The sequence below is a fragment of the Spirochaeta cellobiosiphila DSM 17781 genome, from assembly GCF_000426705.1.
Taxonomy (GTDB): Bacteria; Spirochaetota; Spirochaetia; order DSM-17781; family DSM-17781; genus Spirochaeta_E; species Spirochaeta_E cellobiosiphila.
The window spans coordinates 33,115-52,073 of sequence record NZ_AUFW01000020.1; the positions used below are offsets into that span (position 1 = coordinate 33,115).

21 protein-coding genes are annotated in these 18,959 nt (G+C 40.6%); 10 read left to right on the forward strand and 11 right to left on the reverse strand.

Annotated features, from left to right (window positions below; translation table 11 throughout):
* Positions 1-71 precede the first annotated feature (71 nt).
* The 5 genes from ilvB to K345_RS0105605 all read left to right on the forward strand — a co-directional run bounded on the left by ilvB (position 72) and on the right by K345_RS0105605 (position 4,935).
* Entirely contained in the window at positions 72-1,784 is a 1,713-nt protein-coding gene (gene ilvB, locus K345_RS0105585) for a biosynthetic-type acetolactate synthase large subunit (RefSeq protein ID WP_037571423.1), read from the forward strand.
* Positions 1,785-1,786: 2 nt separating this feature from the next.
* Positions 1,787-2,305, forward strand: a complete 519-nt coding sequence (gene ilvN, locus K345_RS0105590; RefSeq protein ID WP_028973336.1) for an acetolactate synthase small subunit — start codon at positions 1,787-1,789, stop codon at positions 2,303-2,305.
* 64 nt (positions 2,306-2,369) lie between these two features.
* Complete coding sequence (gene leuC / locus K345_RS0105595; RefSeq protein WP_028973337.1) at positions 2,370-3,773, forward strand: 3-isopropylmalate dehydratase large subunit; 1,404 nt, start codon at positions 2,370-2,372, stop codon at positions 3,771-3,773.
* Positions 3,774-3,775: 2 nt separating this feature from the next.
* Positions 3,776-4,390, forward strand: coding sequence for a 3-isopropylmalate dehydratase small subunit (gene leuD / locus K345_RS0105600; RefSeq protein WP_028973338.1), 615 nt, complete (start codon positions 3,776-3,778; stop codon positions 4,388-4,390).
* Positions 4,384-4,935: a cob(I)yrinic acid a,c-diamide adenosyltransferase gene (locus tag K345_RS0105605; RefSeq protein WP_028973339.1), complete on the forward strand. Its 552-nt coding sequence runs from the start codon at positions 4,384-4,386 to the stop codon at positions 4,933-4,935. Before leuD ends, K345_RS0105605 begins: the two co-directional genes overlap by 7 nt.
* Before the next feature lie 133 nt (positions 4,936-5,068).
* Here the strand turns inward: K345_RS0105605 and K345_RS22220 are convergent, their stop codons facing one another.
* The 3 genes from K345_RS22220 to K345_RS0105620 are packed head-to-tail and all read right to left on the reverse strand — an operon-like array spanning position 5,069 to position 7,207.
* The gene (locus K345_RS22220; RefSeq protein WP_053228099.1) at positions 5,069-6,103 is read right to left on the reverse strand and encodes a response regulator; all 1,035 of its coding nucleotides are present in this window, start codon (positions 6,101-6,103) and stop codon (positions 5,069-5,071) included.
* On the reverse strand, positions 6,093-6,893 hold the full coding sequence (locus K345_RS0105615; RefSeq protein ID WP_028973340.1) for an MBL fold metallo-hydrolase: 801 nt from the start codon (positions 6,891-6,893) through the stop codon (positions 6,093-6,095). The genes K345_RS22220 and K345_RS0105615 overlap by 11 nt, the downstream gene beginning before the upstream one ends.
* A complete protein-coding gene (locus tag K345_RS0105620; RefSeq protein ID WP_028973341.1) occupies positions 6,875-7,207 on the reverse strand; it encodes an arsenate reductase family protein in 333 nt (110 codons plus the stop codon). Before K345_RS0105620 ends, K345_RS0105615 begins: the two co-directional genes overlap by 19 nt.
* Positions 7,208-7,342: 135 nt before the next feature.
* Here K345_RS0105620 and asnS point away from each other — a divergent pair, with 135 nt between their 5' ends.
* Positions 7,343-8,731 carry an asparagine--tRNA ligase gene (gene asnS, locus K345_RS0105625; protein ID WP_028973342.1) on the forward strand — a complete coding sequence of 463 codons (1,389 nt, stop codon included), beginning with the start codon at positions 7,343-7,345 and terminating at the stop codon, positions 8,729-8,731.
* 31 nt (positions 8,732-8,762) lie between these two features.
* Positions 8,763-9,719, forward strand: coding sequence for an NAD(P)/FAD-dependent oxidoreductase (locus K345_RS0105630; protein ID WP_028973343.1), 957 nt, complete (start codon positions 8,763-8,765; stop codon positions 9,717-9,719).
* On the opposite strand, the gene K345_RS0105635 is transcribed toward K345_RS0105630, so the two are convergent.
* The gene (locus tag K345_RS0105635; RefSeq protein WP_028973344.1) at positions 9,709-10,935 is read right to left on the reverse strand and encodes an FprA family A-type flavoprotein; all 1,227 of its coding nucleotides are present in this window, start codon (positions 10,933-10,935) and stop codon (positions 9,709-9,711) included. The two genes, K345_RS0105630 and K345_RS0105635, sit on opposite strands and share 11 nt — an antisense overlap.
* 87 nt (positions 10,936-11,022) lie before the next feature.
* Positions 11,023-11,472 carry a YaiI/YqxD family protein gene (locus K345_RS0105640; RefSeq protein WP_169714769.1) on the reverse strand — a complete coding sequence of 150 codons (450 nt, stop codon included), beginning with the start codon at positions 11,470-11,472 and terminating at the stop codon, positions 11,023-11,025.
* Positions 11,473-11,590: 118 nt separating this feature from the next.
* Between K345_RS0105640 and K345_RS0105645 the strand changes: the two genes are divergently transcribed.
* Together K345_RS0105645 and K345_RS0105650 are read left to right on the forward strand one after the other, a co-directional pair.
* Positions 11,591-13,234 carry a diphosphate--fructose-6-phosphate 1-phosphotransferase gene (locus K345_RS0105645; RefSeq protein ID WP_028973346.1) on the forward strand — a complete coding sequence of 548 codons (1,644 nt, stop codon included), beginning with the start codon at positions 11,591-11,593 and terminating at the stop codon, positions 13,232-13,234.
* An 80-nt stretch (positions 13,235-13,314) separates the two neighbouring features.
* Positions 13,315-13,803, forward strand: a complete 489-nt coding sequence (locus K345_RS0105650; RefSeq protein ID WP_028973347.1) for a deoxycytidylate deaminase — start codon at positions 13,315-13,317, stop codon at positions 13,801-13,803.
* Here K345_RS0105650 and K345_RS0105655 read toward each other — a convergent pair whose 3' ends face one another.
* Entirely contained in the window at positions 13,804-14,115 is a 312-nt protein-coding gene (locus K345_RS0105655) for a YhbY family RNA-binding protein (protein WP_028973348.1), read from the reverse strand.
* Positions 14,116-14,170: 55 nt separating this feature from the next.
* Between K345_RS0105655 and K345_RS0105660 the strand changes: the two genes are divergently transcribed.
* Positions 14,171-14,896 (forward strand): RsmE family RNA methyltransferase, encoded by a 726-nt coding sequence (locus K345_RS0105660; RefSeq protein WP_028973349.1) that lies wholly within the window; start codon positions 14,171-14,173, stop codon positions 14,894-14,896.
* On the opposite strand, the gene K345_RS0105665 is transcribed toward K345_RS0105660, so the two are convergent.
* From K345_RS0105665 to def, 5 genes are read right to left on the reverse strand one after another with little or no spacing between them, the layout of a single operon-like run.
* Positions 14,893-15,765 carry a fructosamine kinase family protein gene (locus tag K345_RS0105665; RefSeq protein ID WP_053228100.1) on the reverse strand — a complete coding sequence of 291 codons (873 nt, stop codon included), beginning with the start codon at positions 15,763-15,765 and terminating at the stop codon, positions 14,893-14,895. The two genes, K345_RS0105660 and K345_RS0105665, sit on opposite strands and share 4 nt — an antisense overlap.
* Positions 15,762-16,223, reverse strand: a complete 462-nt coding sequence (locus K345_RS0105670; protein WP_028973351.1) for a low molecular weight protein-tyrosine-phosphatase — start codon at positions 16,221-16,223, stop codon at positions 15,762-15,764. The genes K345_RS0105665 and K345_RS0105670 overlap by 4 nt, the downstream gene beginning before the upstream one ends.
* A gap of 3 nt (positions 16,224-16,226) precedes the next feature.
* Positions 16,227-17,264, reverse strand: a complete 1,038-nt coding sequence (locus K345_RS0105675; protein WP_053228101.1) for a PASTA domain-containing protein — start codon at positions 17,262-17,264, stop codon at positions 16,227-16,229.
* Positions 17,257-18,195, reverse strand: a complete 939-nt coding sequence (gene fmt / locus K345_RS0105680) for a methionyl-tRNA formyltransferase (protein WP_028973353.1) — start codon at positions 18,193-18,195, stop codon at positions 17,257-17,259. Before fmt ends, K345_RS0105675 begins: the two co-directional genes overlap by 8 nt.
* A complete protein-coding gene (def, locus tag K345_RS0105685) occupies positions 18,196-18,681 on the reverse strand; it encodes a peptide deformylase (protein ID WP_028973354.1) in 486 nt (161 codons plus the stop codon).
* Between the last annotated feature and the right edge of the window lie 278 nt (positions 18,682-18,959).

Consider the following 18,959-nt stretch of genomic DNA (forward strand, 5'->3'; position numbering starts at 1 on the left):
TTGACTTTGTTATTTTATTGGTTAATATATCATATCAAAACAACATACTAACAACACTTGGAGGTTTTTAGGTGAAAAAAACAATATCCGGTGCGGAAGCAGTCGTAGATGTTATACAACAACAAGGTGTTGAGTACATATTTGGCCTTCCTGGAGGAAATGCCATACCAATATTCGATGCTTTAGTCGATTCCAACATAAAACTTATCTTAACCAGGCATGAACAGGGTGCTGTTCATATGGCAGATGGATATGCCAGAGCCACTGGTAAGGCGGGAGTGGCTCTAGTAACTAGTGGTCCAGGTGCAACAAATACCATTACGGGCATACTCACAGCTATGATGGACTCTGTTCCTTTGGTTGTGATCTGTGGACAATCAATCACACCCAATCTTGGTTTAGATGCTTTTCAAGAAGCAGATGTAAGCGGAATCAGCTATCCTGTTGTCAAACATTCCTATCTTATAAAAGATGCGAATGACATTCCCCGTATTTTTCAGGAAGCTTTCCACATAGCCCAAACAGGGCGTCCTGGTCCTGTATTAATAGATCTTCCCAAAGATGTGTCCAGTGCAGAGATAGAACCTGACTATGAGGAAGATTTTCATTTGCCCGGGTACATCATACCGAAAGAAGGCAATCAGGAAGATATCATCAAAGCAGCAAATCTTTTGAGTAAGGCTCGCAAACCGGTTCTATTAGTAGGACAAGGAGCCGTTATATCAGGGGCAGCTAAACAAGTAGCCTTTCTTGCAGAACAAATGCAGATACCCATTACGAATACATTACTAGGCAAAGGATGCTTTCCTGAGACACATGAACTGAGCTTGGGTATGTTAGGAATGCACGGGACAGCCTATGCAAATAAAGCGGTTGATGATTGTGATCTAATCATGTCCATTGGTTCTCGATGGGATGATAGGATTCTAGGCAAGGTAGACGAATTTTGTAAAGACGCTGTTAAGATTCACATTGATATTGATCCTTCAGAAATAGATAAAATACTAGAAATGGACTGCGCCATTATTGGAGATGCAAAAACAGTTTTAGAAAAAATGGTCCCCCATCTGCAAAAAGGAGATACAGGCCAATGGGTAAGGCAGATCAAAGCATGGAAAAAGCAGTTCCCTTTAACTTACAAGAAGGAAGGACGATTAAGAGCACAACATGTCATAGACGAGTTCTATAAATTAACCAATGGTGAGGCTATCGTGACTACCGATGTGGGGCAACATCAAATGTGGACGGCTCAATTCTATCCTATTACAGAACATCGTCAATGGATGAGTTCCGGAGGAGCGGGGACAATGGGATATGGATTCCCAGCTGCCGTAGGAGCCCAACTGGCCAGACCTGACAAGGTGGTTATTGCCGTCGTAGGAGATGGGGGATTCCAAATGACACTCCCAGAACTAGCCACAGCAGCAGTAAACAAGCTACCAATCAAGATTCTCATCATAAACAATGCTTATCTGGGCATGGTTCGACAATGGCAGAACATGTTCTACGATAACCGATTAAGTGGAGTAGATTTGGAAGGAAATCCTGATTTTGTTAAGCTTGCTTCAGCTTATGGATGTCGAGGTTTTAGAATTAAACGTTCGGCTGATGTCAGAAAGGTTCTTAAGCAAGCCCTGGCTTATAATGAAGGTCCTTGTATCATTGATGCCGAAGTATCCAAAGAAGATAATGTATTCCCTATGATACCTGCTGGGGCACCGTTGCGGGATATGCTAATCGAACCACCTAAATTCAAATTAGACAAACCAGTAGGAGGAACCTAAGGATGAACAATACACCTAAACACACTATAAGCCTTTTTGTAGCCAATAAACCGGGCGTACTAAATCGAATAGCCCTGGTCTTTAGCCGAAGAGGTTATAACATAGACTCCCTGGTTGTATCCCCTTCTAAGAATGACAATTTCAGTCAAATGAATATCGTCGCTTCTGGAGATGAGAGAACTTTGGATCAAATACTGAAACAACTTAATAAGTTAGTTGATGTTGTTCATGCGGATGACTACTCAGGAGATACTATTATATCAAAGGAAATGGCTATCATAAAAGTATCCATAGACACAGAAACAAGAATGGAAATCCTTCAAGTCGCTCAAGCTTTTGAATGCGAAACAGTTGATTTTACCGATACGACAATATCATTTCTTATTACTGGTGAAACAATTAAACTTGACTCTGCTGAGAATATTTTCGAGAATTTTGGAATACTTGAAATCATGCGAACCGGACAAGTTATCATGGCACGTGGGAACCGTTTGACAGCTACCCCCAAGAAGCATTACTAATTGTTGACCAATTTAATAAATTTTAATATGTTGAATCTACTTAATCAACACTTAAGGAATTAATATGGGAAAAAACTTATTTGACAAGGTATGGGATCTACATAAAGTAGACACCCTGCCATCAGGACAGGATCAGTTATTCATAGGACTTCACTTGATTCACGAAGTCACAAGTCCTCAAGCTTTTCAGATGCTCAAAGAACGGAATCTGAAAGTTCTCTATCCCAATAGAACCTTTGCAACAGTTGACCACATCATACCTACAGCCAGTCAAAGTCGTCCTCTACAGGACAATCTGGCTGAAGACATGATGAAGGCCATAGAAAAGAATACAGCTGATAGTGATATTAAATTTTTTAATCTGGAATCAGGGGATCAGGGTATCGTTCATATCATTGGTCCAGAACTTGGACTAACACAACCAGGAATGACCATAGCCTGTGGAGACTCTCATACGTCGACACACGGAGCCTTTGGTTCTATCGGCTTTGGGATTGGAACCAGTCAAATTCGTGACGTTCTGGCCACTCAAACCTTAACGCTCAATAGACCAAAGGTTAGAAAAATAGAGATCAACGGCGAACTCAAACCCGGTGTTACGGCAAAAGACATCATACTTCGAATCATGCAGGATCTAGGCGTTAAAGGGGGAATTGGATATGCCTATGAATACGCAGGTTCTACGATCAGAGCATTATCCATGGAAGAAAGGATGACCATCTGTAATATGAGTATCGAAGGTGGTGCCAGAGTAGGTTATGTATCTCCCGATGAGACTACTTATGAGTATTTAAAAGGAAAACGATACGCTCCAAAAGGAAGCGAATGGGACAAAGCTCTTGATTATTGGAAATCCATAGCTTCTGACGAAGACGCTAAGTATGATGATGTCTACACTATTGATGGAACAAGTATTGAGCCTATGGTTACTTGGGGAATCAATCCCGGACAAGCCCTGGGTATCAGTCAAAAGATGCCTCTCTTAGACGAATTAGATCCAGATGATAGAGAAGTAGCAGAAAAAGCTTATGCCCATATGGCCTTCCAGGAAGGTTCAAACATTAAAGGACAAAAGATCGACGTAGCCTTTATAGGATCCTGTACGAACGGACGGCTTAGCGATCTTCAGGAAGCCGCTAAAGTAGTAAAAGGAAGACATGTATCTAATAACGTCCGTGCCTTTGTTGTTCCCGGATCAATGAATGTAGCCCGACAAGCGGAAGCCCTTGGATTACCTCAAATATTTGAGGAAGCTGGATTTGAATGGCGACAGGCAGGTTGCTCCATGTGCTTAGCCATGAACCCTGACAAACTACAAGGACGTGAAATAAGCGCTAGTTCCTCTAATAGGAACTTTATAGGACGACAGGGGTCCCCCATTGGTAGGACCTTGCTTATGAGTCCGGCTATGGTAGCCGCTGCCGCCTTGGCTGGGGAAGTATCTGATGTAAGAGAATTAGGAGCCTGACCATGGATGATAGTAAAAGAAATAAAGTTACAGGAAAAGGAATCCCTTTACCGGGCAATGATATAGATACGGACAGAGTGATTCCTGCACGTTTTATGAAATGTGTCACCTTTGACGGCCTAGGAGAATTTGCCTTTTACGACGCAAGATTTGAAGAAGACGGATCAGAAAAAGATCATCCCTTCAATGATCCCGCTTTTAAGGAAGGAAGTATACTTATTGTAAATAAGAACTTTGGATGCGGCTCTAGCCGTGAGCACGCCCCCCAGGCCTTACAGAAATATGGCATTACTGGTGTTATAGGAGAGTCCTTTGCTGAGATCTTTAATGGCAACTGTACAGCCATGGGAATACCCGCTGTAAAATTATCCAAATCAGATATAGAAATCTTAATGGATGAAGTTCGCAACAATCCCCAGACTTCCCTTACTATTGATCTTGATACCAGGAAAGTTATTACAGATTCAAAAGAATACGATTTGGATCTTCCTGAAAGTTATCGAAACGCACTCAAAGAAGGGGCCTGGGACACAACGGCTGTTCTCTTGGCCAATAAGGATAAGATACAAAAAGTATCAACCCGGCTTCCTTACATTGATAATTTTACAACATGTTAGAATTTGATTTAGTCACAACCAAAGGAGGAGATAAGGGCCAGTCCAGTCTGTACAATGGAGATAGACTGCCCAAAGATGATCTCCTTTTTGAGACCTTAGGTGACATTGATGAATTAACTTCTTATATAGGAGTGCTTAAAGCCCATCTGGTGCGTAAGCACTTCCTAAAAAAACTGAGCCTCATACAAAGAGACCTGCTGGTCATAGGATCGTTGATTGCCACCCCTCCTCATTCTGAATTATTTGATGATTTAAAGACATTAAATCAGAAGGACACAGAAAAACTGGAAAAGTGGGAAAAGATCATTTTTAAGGCCGCTCATCTCAAATCAGAGTTCATACTGCCCGGAGGAACCATTTTATCCTCTTATACAGATGTATGCCGAACCATCTGCCGTCGGTCCGAAAGACATCTGGTTCGTGTGATAAACCAAAGACATCTGGTGCATCTCCATGAATCCTGTCGCTACCTTAATAGGTTATCTGATTATTTCTTTGTATTGGCCAGATATTTCGATGAAAACAAAAAAGAGCGGGCCCGATAAGGTCCGCTCCCCCCTTCTTCAGCTGAATCGCACTCTTTCTGAGTCATCAACCGTATAGATTTTTCCTAACATTTTTACATACCACTCTTTAGAGCAATTGGAATTCTAAATTACCAACTGGGGATTGTCAAATTTATTTTGATAAGAATTGAACCAATTCCATCCGGCTTTTCACATCCAGCTTCTTATAAATGGAATAGAGATGTTTCTTTACTGTTGATACGGAGACATACAGACTGTCAGAGATCTCCTGGTTATTCTTACCTAATTGAAGCTCCTGGATAACTTCCTTTTCCTTCTCTGTAATGCCATAGGCGTCTAAATTAATAGACTTATGCCGCCCTTCAGGAATCATATCGCCTAAGCTTTCTAATTGATAAAACATCTGCTTAAATTGATTAATGATACCTGTCTTCTGCTCTTCTAATTTACGCTTCTCAGTAACATCCTGAAGACTGATCATCACTTCCTGATCCCCTTCCATATAGGACAAACTGATCATAGTATGGATAATATGTCCCTGTTCATTAATAAGCTTTAGTTCATGAGGAACTTCCGAGGATTCGTCTCCCTGTTCAACAGCGTCCAGAAATCTCTTAAAAAGAAGCACATCACCAGGATCCAGAACATCAAAGAATGTTCTTATGCTTATCCATTCTTTTGTCGTATTTAACAGCTTAAGAAAAGCAGTATTATGAAAATGAAAATCCCCTTCGAGACCAACAAAGATGATGGCTAAAGGGGAACTTTTAATAAAAAAGTTAATCTGACGCCGTTGTTTAACAATGGTCAAATGAGCGGTAATCCTAGCCAATACCTCATCTTGATTAAAAGGTTTGGTGATATAATCTACTCCTCCGGAACGGAAAGCCTGAAGTTTATCATTCTTATCGGCCAAAGCAGAGATAAAGAGAATAGGAATATCCTTGGTTGTGTCACTGGCCTTTAGTCTTTTACAAGTCTCATACCCATTCAAATCTGGCATAATAACATCTAAAAGAATAATATCCGGTCTTCTTTTCTTCGCAATCTCCAAGGCAGCCATTCCACTTTGACCAATAAGAACAGAAGCTCCTAAATCCGATAGAAGGTGATAAAGAATACCCAGGTTAGCCGGCTGATCATCAACTAATAAAATAGTAGCATTTTGGAATATCTTATCCCCCAAGACAAACCTCCCCTATTGTATTTCCTTTATAGGTTACACCCTTCCTGCATATAGTATAATCCCCATTCCAGGCCATATCATTGTCTATAGCTTTTTGCAGGGCTTCAAAAGTATTATTACTATCTGATAGATGGCAAAAATACACATATTCTAGCTTAGTATTTGCAGAGCCAATCTGATTCACAATATCAATAGCCTGCTGATTGGATAAGTGTCCTCTCGTTCCTGCGATTCGTCTTTTAAGAAAATCAGGATAAGGGCCTACTTCTAGCAAATCAGGACAATAATTAGCTTCGATCAACAATATTTGTATTTGATTCAATAAAGACATTTGTTCTAAAGGAAGCTCTCCAGTATCAGAGACGAGAGCCAAAGCGGAGGATCCATACTGAAACATAAATCCTATTGTACCAGGGGAGTCATGGTTGAGCTTGATAGCTGAAAATTGAAGTCCATCCTTTTTATAGGATCGATCATGACTAAGGGAAAATACCCGACCTTCAGGAAGATCTTGGGATACTTTTACTGCAATGTCTTCATGAACCAAGAGAGGTATATTGTATTTTCGTATCAAAGGCCCAATACCTTTGTAATGATCTCCATGGGTATGGGTTAGAAAACACATTTTGATCCTTCGAGGATCATAGTTAATACTATCTACCCTACTTTCCCAGTCTTTTAATCCAAAACCATTATCCACAAGGAAAGACCACTTCCCTACATCAAATAAATAAGAATTACCTGAGGATCCGGATCCCAAAATGTGGAAGCTTAAATGAGAGTCTTCCACAAAGCTTCCTGTACTCCTAAGATTGACTCAGATCCAGAACGGACAATAGGGGTCTTAACGAGATCAGGATGTTCCAAAAGCTCTTCCCTGGGATCATATTCCATGTAAGCTAAACCTTTCTTCTTATAGAAAGAAGAGGATTCATCAATTAAGTCCTGAGCTTTGATCTTTTGACAGATCTTATCAAGTTCCCCTTTACTTAAAGCTTTGTCATTCAGATCTCTAAAATGGACTTGGACACCCCTTTCTTTAAAATACCGAAGGGCCTTCTGAGTATCCTTGCACTTCTTGGTTCCCATTATCTGAATTGACATTAAAGTCTCCTTAAGTAAGTTTGCATTGCCTTATAAGAATATCAAACAGAACATGTATAGACAAGTCAAAACCGTATATTCACCGGTGGCGGTCTCATTCATATTCTGGTATATTGGGGAGGAAAGGAAGGATTAATGAGTACAAAGAAGATTAAAGAAATCTTAGTTACCACTCCATCAGATCAAGCAGTTATTGTTCAAGGATGGTGCCGAACCAAGAGGGACAGCAAAAACCATGCTTTCCTGGAACTCAATGATGGTAGCTCACTAAAAAATATTCAGATATTTATTGATAAAAGCAAACATGACTTTGAAGACCTGTCCAAAATATCAACAGGAGCCAGTGTGTGGACAAAGGGCCTTCTTGTAGAAAGTCCCGGTCAAAACCAGGCCGTCGAATTACATGCAGATGAATTAGCTATCATTGGAGAAGCGCCAGCTGCTGATTATCCTCTTCAAAAGAAGAGACACTCTTTCGAATTCTTAAGAGATATCGCTCACTTACGAACCAGAACCAATACTTTTGGTGCGGTTATGCGCGTCAGAAATGCCTTAAGTTATGCCGTTCACCAGTATTTCCAGAATAATAGCTTTCAGTATGTTCATACCCCCATCATTACAGCAAGTGACTGTGAAGGAGCGGGAGAAATGTTTCAAGTTACCACAATGGACTTAAACAAACTTCCCCTTACAGAGGATAAGCAAATCGACTACAGTCACGACTTTTTTGGTAAAGAAGCCCATCTGACCGTAAGTGGTCAGCTTAATGTGGAAACCTATGCCATGGCCTTAGGTGATGTCTATACCTTCGGACCAACCTTTAGAGCAGAAAACTCCAATACAAGCCGTCACTTAGCAGAGTTCTGGATGATTGAGCCAGAAATGTCTTTCTGTGACATTGAAGGCAATATGGATAGAGCAGAAGACTTCCTTAAGTTTGTCTTATCTTATGTCCTGGAGAATTGCCAAGAAGATATGGCCTTCTTCAACCAATGGATTGAAAAAGGCATTATTGATAATCTTAAATCTGTTATCAATTCTGAATTCCACCGCATTAGCTATACAGAAGCAATAGATCAGCTTTTAGCTAGTGGGAAGAAATTTGAATTCCCCATCAAATGGGGGGAAGATCTCCAATCTGAACACGAAAAGTATCTCACAGAAGAGCTATATAAGGGTCCTGTAATCGTCACTGATTATCCTAAAGAAATCAAAGCGTTCTATATGAAGCTTAATGATGACAATAAAACCGTCAGAGCTATGGATGTCCTTGTTCCTCGCTTGGGAGAAATCATTGGTGGAAGTGAACGGGAATGGGATTATGACAAGCTTCTCTCACGTATCAAAGCAGCCGGTCTTAATGAAGAAGATTACTGGTGGTACTTAGATTTACGTAAATACGGTTCCGTTCCTCACTCAGGATTTGGTCTTGGGTTTGAGCGATTAGTACAGTACGTAACAGGGATGCAGAACATTCGTGACGTCATTCCCTTCCCCCGTTACCCAGGAAACGCGGAGTTTTAATAAAAGGGGGATTATCCCCCTTTTTTTTATTATGTATGACTTTCATATAGTAGGCGGTGGTTTCGCTGGACTCACCTTAGCTTATAAGCTTATTCAAAAAGGGGCTCATGTTCTCTTGCAAGACCATTTCCATTCAGGAAGTGGGACCATTGCTTCAGGAGCCCTCTTAAATCCCCTATCAGGCCCGCACCTGGCCTTACCAACCCAAGGGGGACCAGAGTATTCCAGAATTATCGAAGACTACCACAGCTGGGAACAGAAACTATCAAAACAATTACTAACTCCTCACAAGCACCTGCGAGTATTGGCCAATGACAGACAGAAACGAAAGCTACTGAATAACCAAGATAAACAAAGCTTTGTGCGTGTATGGCACAATACGAAAGAGAAAAATATCATCATGCCCTTAGGAGCTATTGATATACTCCAAACCTATGTTATAGATCCCCATTCCTATATCAGAATAATGAAGAACTATTTACAACAACAAGGATCTTACTTACAGGAAGAATGGGATCCAAAACAGCCAGTAAAGGCTAATAAGACCATATTATGTATGGGACCTTTTGATCCTTTTGCCAAAGAGTCCCTCCATTATGTCCGGGGAGAAACCTTAATAATAAGCCTAAAAGAACCTTTGGACTATATTCTCAGTAAAGGGGTAGCTCTCATCCCTTTAAACAAGCAACATCATGGAAAGCATTTATATAAGCTGGGATCAACTTACGACCGGTATACACCTCTGGAGTACAAAAGAACCACTAAGGGGAGGGAAGATCTCCTTCATCAACTTAGACAGTTCTATACAGGAGATGTTCAAGTTGTGGGCCATCAATATGGGGTACGTCCCGTAGGGCCTGACCGCTCCAGCCTTTGGGGCCTACATCCTGATAATGATAAATACTATATACTTAATGGGATGGGTAGTAAGGGGACGCTAAACGCCCCCTATTATGCAGACTTACTCATTACTGAGCTTATTTCTTAGCAGCAGATTCTTTGACAAGACGAGCGAGAGCCGCAGATTGTTCTTTTACCTTCTGCATATCCTCAGGAGTAGGATGACCATTGAACTCAACAGGTTCAACGAATTCCCACTTCATCTTTTCAGTAATTTCATCCAGCTCCTTCTGGGCTCCACCGGACCAACCGTAGGAACCAAATCTAAACACCTTACGGCCATGTACTTTCTTTCGCTTAAAGTCATCTAAAACATGGGCCATAGGGGGAAACATCTTATATTCATAAGTAGGCATCGCCAATACTAAACCTTGAGAATCCCAGGCAGAATTGAGAATATATGAAACATGGTCTTTTGGTGGTTGGTATACTTCGTATTCCACACCTTCCGACTTAATACCTTCCAGACAGGCTTCAACAGCTGCCTCGGTATTTCCATACATGGAAGACCAGATAACTGTAATCTTTTCACGTGCCGGACCTTCCATGTAACTGGCATAATCAATGTATTGGTTCAGAATAACAGAGGGATCTTTGCGCCAAACAATCCCATGACTGGGGGCGATGACCTTAATGTCCAGAGGTTCTAATTTCTTAATAGCTTTTTGTACAAACTTGCTAAAGGGACCTACGATGTTAGAAAAATACCTTCTAGTCTCAGATTCAAACCAGGAAAAATCCTCTTCTGTCAGTTGATCATCAAAGTATTTATCTTCGATCATACCAAAAGCACCAAAGGCATCACAGGGGAATAAGGTTCCTGTACTAGTATCATAAGTAGCCATCGTCTCAGGCCAGTGTACATTAGGAATTTCCTGGAAGTTTAATACTCTTCCTTCGCCGAGATCTAATGTATCTCCGCTTTTTACAATCATGAAGTCCCCATCCCAATCATAAAAAGCCTTAACCAGTTTAGCAGCCTTTTCTGTTGTAACAACAGTAAAGTCCTTTACAATCTTACTGAAAGGGCCAAACCAACCAGTATGGTCTGGTTCCATGTGGTTAATAACAACATACTTTATATCGTTTTTATCAACTTTGATCTCATCCATTTGGGAATAAAAGGAATCCTCACAACCGTCCCAACCGCAGACACCATCAATGAGGGCAATATCCTTACCCTTCACAATGTATGAGTTGATTGCAGCATCATGAGGGATCGGCCAAATTCCTTCAAACAATCTGTCTTTGTCAGCCTTAGCTGTCAGAAGAAAAATACCTTCTGAAACTTTCTGTGCGTTCATATCCTATCCTTCCTATCTCTATGCTTAACTACCATATAAATGTAATATTTTTTTGCCTTTTCGTAAAAGACTTGCACAATAATCTCACTATTTCGTTAGATTTATAATCATCTTATCAAAAGAATTAGCGAATTCCTGTTTGTTTTTCTGATTATAGTTTTTTCCCCCTGGGGTATGCAATCCAGCTTCTTTTAACTGTAGGGTCCAATTTCTCTGATCAAGACGCTCTTTAATGAACTCTTCAGAAAAAACAACTCCCCTATCATTCATAACCTGGACATCTTTTTCAAGTACTTTTTTGGCGAGAGGAATGTCTCTTGTCACAACCAGATCCTCCTGGGTAATCCTGTCCAATATTGCCTGATCCACAGCGTCTTCTCCTGAAGGAATCAAATCAAAATGAACATACTCAGATAGATCTATGGCAAGGGATCTATCTGCTAATATCCACAGGGAAATTCCTTCTTTATTGGCTCGTTTAATGATAATCTGCCGGGCTTCTTTGTGGCACGAGTCTCCATCGATGTAAATAGTCATGATTAGCATTATAATCTTTTTCCTCAAAAAGGCTATCCTCTTTCCTTAAGCTCCATATCTTGATATATTTTTAGCGAACTCTCCAAGAGAGAATAATAGTAAAAAGGAGATCTCATTTATGGATATTTCGGCCCTGCAAAAAGCCCGATATGAGTACAATCCCAAGCTTCCATCAGCTCTCAAAGGTGATGTGGATAAAATTGAAGCCAATCTTGGTGCCCCAACGTCTTCTGTTGCGGATCAGGATAAGGTCAAAGCCTTATTTGAAAAGACCTATGGACTACCTGTTGCTCAGTTTGTACCAGGAAGTAATCCTAAAGCTACTGATAAGATCAACGTTGGTGTTATTTTGTCAGGAGGACAAGCTCCTGGTGGACACAATGTTATAGCGGGATTATTTGATGGTATCAAAAAAGGAAACAAAGAATCCAAATTATATGGCTTTCTTGGCGGTCCTGGTGGGATATTGGAAGATAAAACTATTGAGATCACATCTGAATTAATGGATCAATACCGCAATACTGGTGGTTTTGATATTATTGGTTCTGGACGAACCAAGCTCGAAACAGAAGAGCAATTCGAAGTAGCCCTTAAAACATGTAAAGATAAGGGAATTACTTCTTTGGTCATTATCGGAGGAGATGACTCAAACACCAATGCTGCTTTACTGGCAGAATTCTTCGCCAAAAAAGGAACTGGTATATCCGTTACAGGAGTACCTAAAACTATCGATGGCGACCTCAAGAACGAACATATTGAAACATCCTTTGGATTTGATACAGCGACAAAGACCTATTCCGAATTAATCGGAAACATTATGCGTGATGTTAATTCGGCTAAGAAGTACTATCACTTTATCAAGTTAATGGGACGAAGTGCCTCTCACATTGCCCTGGAATGTGCTCTTCAAACACAACCCAACTACTGTATCATTTCTGAAGAAATCGAAAACAAAGGAACCTCTCTAGCAGAAGTTGTTAAAGATTTAACAGATCTAGTAGAAGTACGAGCAAAGCAAGGTAAAAACTTTGGTGTTATTCTGATTCCAGAAGGTATCATAGAATTCATGCCTGAAATGAAAGTCCTTATTAGTGAACTTAATGATTTACTAGCTCATCATGGAGAAGAGTTCCAAAAGCTAAGTGATTATGAAGGGCAGGCTGCTTTTATGATGGAAAAACTCAGTGCTCCTTCAGGTAAAGTATTTGCCAGCCTTCCTGTGGATATCCAAAAGCAATTAATGATGGACAGAGATCCCCATGGGAATGTTCAAGTAAGCCGTATTGAAACAGAAAAACTTCTTATCCAAATGGTTTCAACAGAACTCGACAAGAGAAATTCTTCTGCCAAATTCAATGGTCTTAACCATTTCTTTGGTTATGAAGGACGATGTGCTTTCCCTTCTAACTTTGACGCTGATTACTGTTACTCCCTAGGTTATAATGCCTTCTTACTGATTGCCAGTGGCTTAACTGGTTATATGTCCAGTGTGAAGGGCTTAGATAAACCAGCTGATCAATGGATTCCTGGTGGTATTCCTGTCACCATGATGATGAACATGGAACAAAGACATGGAGAACAAAAACCGGTTATTCGAAAAGCACTAGTAGAACTGGACGGGGCTCCTTTTAAATTCTTCGCTTCCAAAAGAGAAGAATGGAAGATGAGTGATGCTTATCAATTCCCAGGTGCGATACAATACTTCGGTCCCACTGAAGTCTGTGACCAACCAACCAAGACTCTAGGTTTAGAGCTTAAATAGACTTATCACTGCCCTCTTCCTCTGGGAAAGGGCAGTTCTTTTCTTTACCCATTCCTAATAGTGTATGCTATACTGCGCCCATGAGTAATGATTATGTACGTCCCAGTTGGGATGAGTATTTTATGGAAGTTTGTGAAGCTATCAGTAAGCGGGCCACCTGTGATCGGGGACGATCAGGCTGTGTTATAGCCAAGGATAGACAACTCCTGGTAACAGGGTATGTAGGTAGTCCTGCAGGCCTTCCCCATTGTGATGAAGTGGGTCATCAGATAAAGACCACTGTACATGAAGATGGTCATACCTCTAATCACTGTGTAAGAACAGTCCACGCTGAACAAAATGCCATTTGCCAGGCGGCCAAAAGAGGGATCTCTATAGATGGAGCCACCTTATACTGCCGAATGACTCCTTGTCGAACCTGTGCCATGCTTATCATTAATTGTGGGATAAAACGGGTTGTCTGTGAAAAGAAGTATCATTCTTCTTCTGAAACAGAACAGATGTTTAAAGAAGCGGGGATTGAGTTGGAATATTTTTCCGAAGAAATCTTAAAATACTCCAACCAATAATTATGAGACACTAATACGACGTTTGTCAGGATCAGGTTGGTACCAATAATAAATAGCGATATTACCAATAAGTCTAACCAGTTGACTATCAGTTTTATCGGCGATAACCCGACTGAGATCCTTTTTTTCATCTTTATAATCAACAAACTTAACCTTAATAAGCTCATGGCTTTCTAAAGCTTCAGTTACGGCTTTGATCACTTCATCGGTTAAACCGGATTTACCAACCATAACTATGGGCTTTAACCGTTGTGCTTTTTTGGTTAAACTGCTTCGTTGTTGACTATCTAAAGGGTGTGTTTTCTTTGCCATAGGGGGCAATGTACTAAAATGCGTATTCTTTGTCTATTCCATTAGGGGGCTTTTTTTGAATATCATACTGTTAGAACAGGAAGAAACAAGAGGATTCTTCCTTCGTAATACAAAAATCTACATTCATATTACCAAAATCCTTAAATCAAAACCTGGCGACTCTCTAGAAGCGGGAGTTGTTAATGGTAGCCTGGGTCAGCTTCAGATCTTATCTATTGATGCCGACCGTATTGAATACGAGTATTACTCAAGGACGAACCAGGGGCCCCGCCCCTATCCTATTCATATGATAATTGGAACACCAAGACCTCCAGTAGCCAAAAGACTTATTAAGGACCTAACCACATGGAGCATAGAAAAGGTTAGCTTCGTTAATACCCAATTAGGGGAAAAGTCCTACCTCAATAGTAATCTCTGGATTAAGGAAGAATATAAAGAATCCCTTTGGGAAGGAGCCAGCCAAGGACGGACGACCCGTCTGTTGGAAGTAGAACGAATGACCTATTTAAGTCAGGCTCTTAAACAATATGATAATTCCGAATGGACCAAGATCCTTCTCCATAACGGGAATGACCTTCCCCCTTTCGAACCCCTGTCAGATAAACAGTCCAAAGTACTTTTAGCTATTGGACCGGAAAGAGGATGGACCGAAGAGGAACGCAAGTTATTCGCCGAATCAGGATTCCAGGCCTTTCAGTTAGGACGGGCGGTTCTAAGAACAGAAGTAGCCTGTCATGCGGCTATCACTGCCGTACTTCAACAGAACAATTGGTATCTCTAAGCTAGTATCTGAGTTAATAAACCATCACAGGATGATAAATAGGAACCACCAAAGATATTGAGATGATTCAGCATATGATAAAGTTGATACACAGGACGGCGGATACGATAGTAATCTTTATCCAAAGGAAGGACATCCTTGTAAGCTTTATAAAATTCAGTGTCAAAGCCGCCAAACAATTCTGTCATGGCTATATCCGCTTCATAATGCCCTACATAGACAGCAGGATCTATAAGAACAGCCAGTCCTTCCGTATTAACTAAGTAATTCCCCCCCCACAGATCTCCATGAAGAAGAGATTTCTGCTCCGGTTCAAAGAGATAATTATTAATATGAATGATGACACGCAGAAGCTTGTGATCCACTGATGGGGGTAACTTATTATGGGATATAGCAAGATCACGTTGATATTGCAAACGATGAATGGCAAAAAATTGCGGCCAGGATACCTCAACGTTATTAATTTGAGGGGTAGAACCTATATAGTTATTACTGTCAAAACCCCAATCCTGAAAGTTCCCTTCCTGATGAGATTCTGCCAGTAATCTACCAAAAGTTGAAGAGAAGGTAGAACTCTTCCTTCCAGTAGGTACATACTCCATCAATAAATATTGCCGTGTCTCTGATTCATAATGCTTTATGACATGGGGAATAGGAAGCTTATAAGTCTGCTCTAGTGCAGATAAACCTTTAGCTTCTTCAATAAACATATGGGGATAATGATTTGTGTTAACCTTTAGAAGATACTCCCTTGCAGGGAAGATACAATGATAGACATGGTTAATGTCTCCACCGGATAAGGCCCTGATATGAGGATTTTCCTCTGTATCCAAAAGCATCTTAAGGGTAGAAACAATATCCGAACTCATTCCCAGTCAAGCTCTTTAAGCATATTACGGCAGGTTCGATAGACGATAGAAAAGACATTCTCAAATCCGTCCTGTCCCCCATAGTAAGGATCTGGGACATCTGCCGCAGCTGTTATATCAGGATCAAAATCACGAAAGAGGTGTACTTTGTTCTGATATTCTGTGGGAATAATATTTAAGATCTGTTTGTAATTATTTTGATCCATAGCAAAGATATAATCAAACTTCTCACCATCTTCCCTATGAATCTGTCTACTTCGACTTGATAAATTAATATTATGTGATTCAGCAGTATTGCGCATGCGGCGATCTGCCTTTTCACCAGAATGATAAGCAGAAGTACCTGCAGAATCGATTCTGCAGGCTATTCCCTGTGCTTTTGTTAGGGACTCCATCACTCCTTCTGCTAAAGGAGATCTACAGATATTGCCCAAACAAACAAAGAGCAGGTTCTTCACAGCTTACCCCTTGGGTGCCACTGTATATTGTTTTACTTCATTACCATTAATAGTTAATGTTAACAAAGTACCATCCTTCTGATAATAAGGAACACTAAAGGCTCCCCCCATGTGTTTCATATTAAGAAGTTCCGTTTCCTGTCCGTTCTCATCAACTGCTTTAAACACTAAATTCACAGGATAAGCGAACTCTGGGAGAGTCGTATCAAAAATACCAAAGCTATAGCCCGTTTGTGCTTTTGGAGCAACCATAAGGAATTCCATGACTGTTGAAGGGGCTACTTCATTACCCGCGACAGGGTTCTGACTTACAATAGTTCCCGCTGTTTCCCCTTTTTCCATAGCTCGGGATTTGAACTCAAAGGGAAGAGCACTATGGGATAGACGCTTTAGAGCCGCTTCCCAATTTAACTTCATATAATTGTCAACCATGATGGTTGATCCTTTGGGACCACGACTAACGACTAATTCTATGTCTGTTAAATGACTTACTGTTGTTCCTGCTTTTGGTGACTGGGCAATGATGGTTCCTGCTTCAATGTCCGAGTATTCATAGATAACAGGTTCTTTTAATCGTAAGAACTGTCTCTCTCCGGGAGCTGTTGATAAGTTTTGCAAATGAATCCTTACATCAGACAAGTTCTGTCCAATATAGTTTTCGATCTCAGAAACAATAGCCCCTTTACTAACCACAAGATTTATTCGCCGACCTGCTTTAACAAGAAGGCCCCCTTCAGGGTCTTGGCTAATAATGCCGCCAGCTTCAACATTGTCAGAATATTTTATCTGTACCAGTGGGTACAGCTCTCTTTCCTGTAACTCAATAAGGGAGGTAACTAATTGTTCTCCTGTAACATCGGGAACCATAGTTTCTTCCTGTCCGCGCAAACTATAAAAGAACACACTGGAAGCGGCGATAACCATTAATAAAAAAATCCCCAATAGGGATAACATGGAAATCTTGAAGAAACGGCTTTCTACAGCATCTTCCTGTGTTGGTAATATTTTATCTCTAAGTCTTTGAAACCAATTTTTACTCATTTTTACTCCCTAGCACAGCATTGATAAAGCCTTGTGTTCCATTAAGAAAGCTTTTGTAGTCCAAGACTTTTTTTCCCTTCAATTGAAGTTTGGTTATACAGAGTAAACCATCCCCTGTTTTTACCAGAATTCCTTCCCCTTTGTCTACCTTGAGCACCTCACCGGGCTGTCCCGGAAGATCACCTTCTACTATATGAGATTCATAGATAGTAAGGGCATTTTCACCAAAACTTGTTACAGCTTTTGGCCAAGGATTATAGGCTCTGATCTGTCTATCAATAGTTATAGCATCTTTATCCCAGTCTATCAGACCATCTTCTTTATTAATTAGCTGACAATAAGTGGCTAAGCTATCATCCTGAGGTGTTGCTTTGGCTAAGTATTCCTCCCAATGTTCCATTACCTTTAAAAAGACCTTAGCCCCTTCTTCTCCTGCTCTTATTGTTAGGTCTTCCGTTGTTTCATGTCCGGACAAGGGATAGTCTTCCTGATAAAGCAGATCTCCTGCATCCATCTGTAAAGCTAACTTTTGAACAGTAATAGTCATTTGATCTAAACCAGAGAGTATCGTTTCCGGTAAAGGGCTTGGGCCTCTGAATTGGGGAAGCCTGGAAGGATGAAGATTAATGCCTCCCAAGGGAAACAGATTGATAAAACTTTCTCTGAAGATCTTCCCATAAGCAAAGACCACAAGAAGATCCACACCCAGATTGGTTACATTCTCAGGAGCTAGCTCTTTAAGCTTAACAGGATCAAATACGGGTAGTCCTAGTTCAATAGCTTTAGCTTTAACAGGAGAAGGAGTCAGTTTACGCCCTCGTCCCTGGGGACGATCAGGATTCGTCAACACTGCTGCAACATATCCCGCTTTAGCTAAAGCCTCCAGAGAAGGTACAGCAATCTCCGGAGTCCCTGCAAATAGTATTCTCACCTAGCCACGCATCCTTTTGTCATAAGCTTTGAGAAGTTTATCACGCTTTTTTTCTTTTAAGTAGTCAATAAAAAGGACACCCTTTAGATGGTCAAATTCATGTTGAATGATTCGGGCTAGATACCCTTCTGCTTCTAACTTGAATGGTCGTCCCTTAACATTATAAGCCTGGATCTGAATGGCGGCCGGTCTATCAACATCAGCATAGAGACCAGGAATACTGAGGCATCCTTCTTCAAAAGGAACGATTTCCATGCTTGTTCCAATAATCTCTGGATTGATGAAAACCCAGGGTTTCTCATCAGGAGCCTGACAAACGAAAATCTTATCAGTTAAACCAACCTGAGGGCCAGCTAGACCAACACCATTAGACAGATGCATGGTATGGAGCATATTTTCAGCTAACTCTTCCATTGGTTTACCAAATTCCGTAATTATCTTTGTATCCTGACGTAATATATCGTGGGGGTATGTGTAAATATCCATATAAAAAACCTCCGGTAAACACTAGTTTAAATTTACACCTTGGTCAACAAAAGTCAAAATCTACTGGCTGATTTAAGTATGTAATTAGGGTAAAGAGTTAGTATGGTAGTAACACAATTCTTGGTGTTAAGCACTTTTGTTAAGTACAATATAAAAAAAAGACGAAAAAACTTCTAATTTTCGAAAAAAAGTTCCAAAAAACTTCTCGATATTCCAGAAACAGCTGAGAAGAAGCTTATGTAAGGGGATGAACCAAAGCCCACAAGCCAAGGACCCAA

Bases quoted from the DNA above. Each gene is read 5' to 3' on its own strand.
- leuC (WP_028973337.1), top strand. From the start codon at position 2,370: ATGGGAAAAAACTTATTTGACAAGGTATGGGATCTACATAAAGTAGAC.
- K345_RS0105605 (WP_028973339.1), top strand. From the start codon at position 4,384: ATGTTAGAATTTGATTTAGTCACAACCAAAGGAGGAGATAAGGGCCAG.
- K345_RS0105635 (WP_028973344.1), bottom strand. From the start codon at position 10,935: ATGAACGCACAGAAAGTTTCAGAAGGTATTTTTCTTCTGACAGCTAAG.
- K345_RS0105630 (WP_028973343.1), top strand. From the start codon at position 8,763: ATGTATGACTTTCATATAGTAGGCGGTGGTTTCGCTGGACTCACCTTA.
- K345_RS0105675 (WP_053228101.1), bottom strand. From the start codon at position 17,264: ATGAGTAAAAATTGGTTTCAAAGACTTAGAGATAAAATATTACCAACA.
- K345_RS0105665 (WP_053228100.1), bottom strand. From the start codon at position 15,765: ATGAGTTCGGATATTGTTTCTACCCTTAAGATGCTTTTGGATACAGAG.
- K345_RS0105645 (WP_028973346.1), top strand. From the start codon at position 11,591: ATGGATATTTCGGCCCTGCAAAAAGCCCGATATGAGTACAATCCCAAG.
- def (WP_028973354.1), bottom strand. From the start codon at position 18,681: ATGGATATTTACACATACCCCCACGATATATTACGTCAGGATACAAAG.
- K345_RS0105620 (WP_028973341.1), bottom strand. From the start codon at position 7,207: ATGTCAATTCAGATAATGGGAACCAAGAAGTGCAAGGATACTCAGAAG.
- K345_RS0105655 (WP_028973348.1), bottom strand. From the start codon at position 14,115: ATGGCAAAGAAAACACACCCTTTAGATAGTCAACAACGAAGCAGTTTA.
- asnS (WP_028973342.1), top strand. From the start codon at position 7,343: ATGAGTACAAAGAAGATTAAAGAAATCTTAGTTACCACTCCATCAGAT.
- K345_RS0105640 (WP_169714769.1), bottom strand. From the start codon at position 11,472: ATGACTATTTACATCGATGGAGACTCGTGCCACAAAGAAGCCCGGCAG.
- leuD (WP_028973338.1), top strand. From the start codon at position 3,776: ATGGATGATAGTAAAAGAAATAAAGTTACAGGAAAAGGAATCCCTTTA.
- K345_RS0105650 (WP_028973347.1), top strand. From the start codon at position 13,315: ATGAGTAATGATTATGTACGTCCCAGTTGGGATGAGTATTTTATGGAA.
- ilvN (WP_028973336.1), top strand. From the start codon at position 1,787: ATGAACAATACACCTAAACACACTATAAGCCTTTTTGTAGCCAATAAA.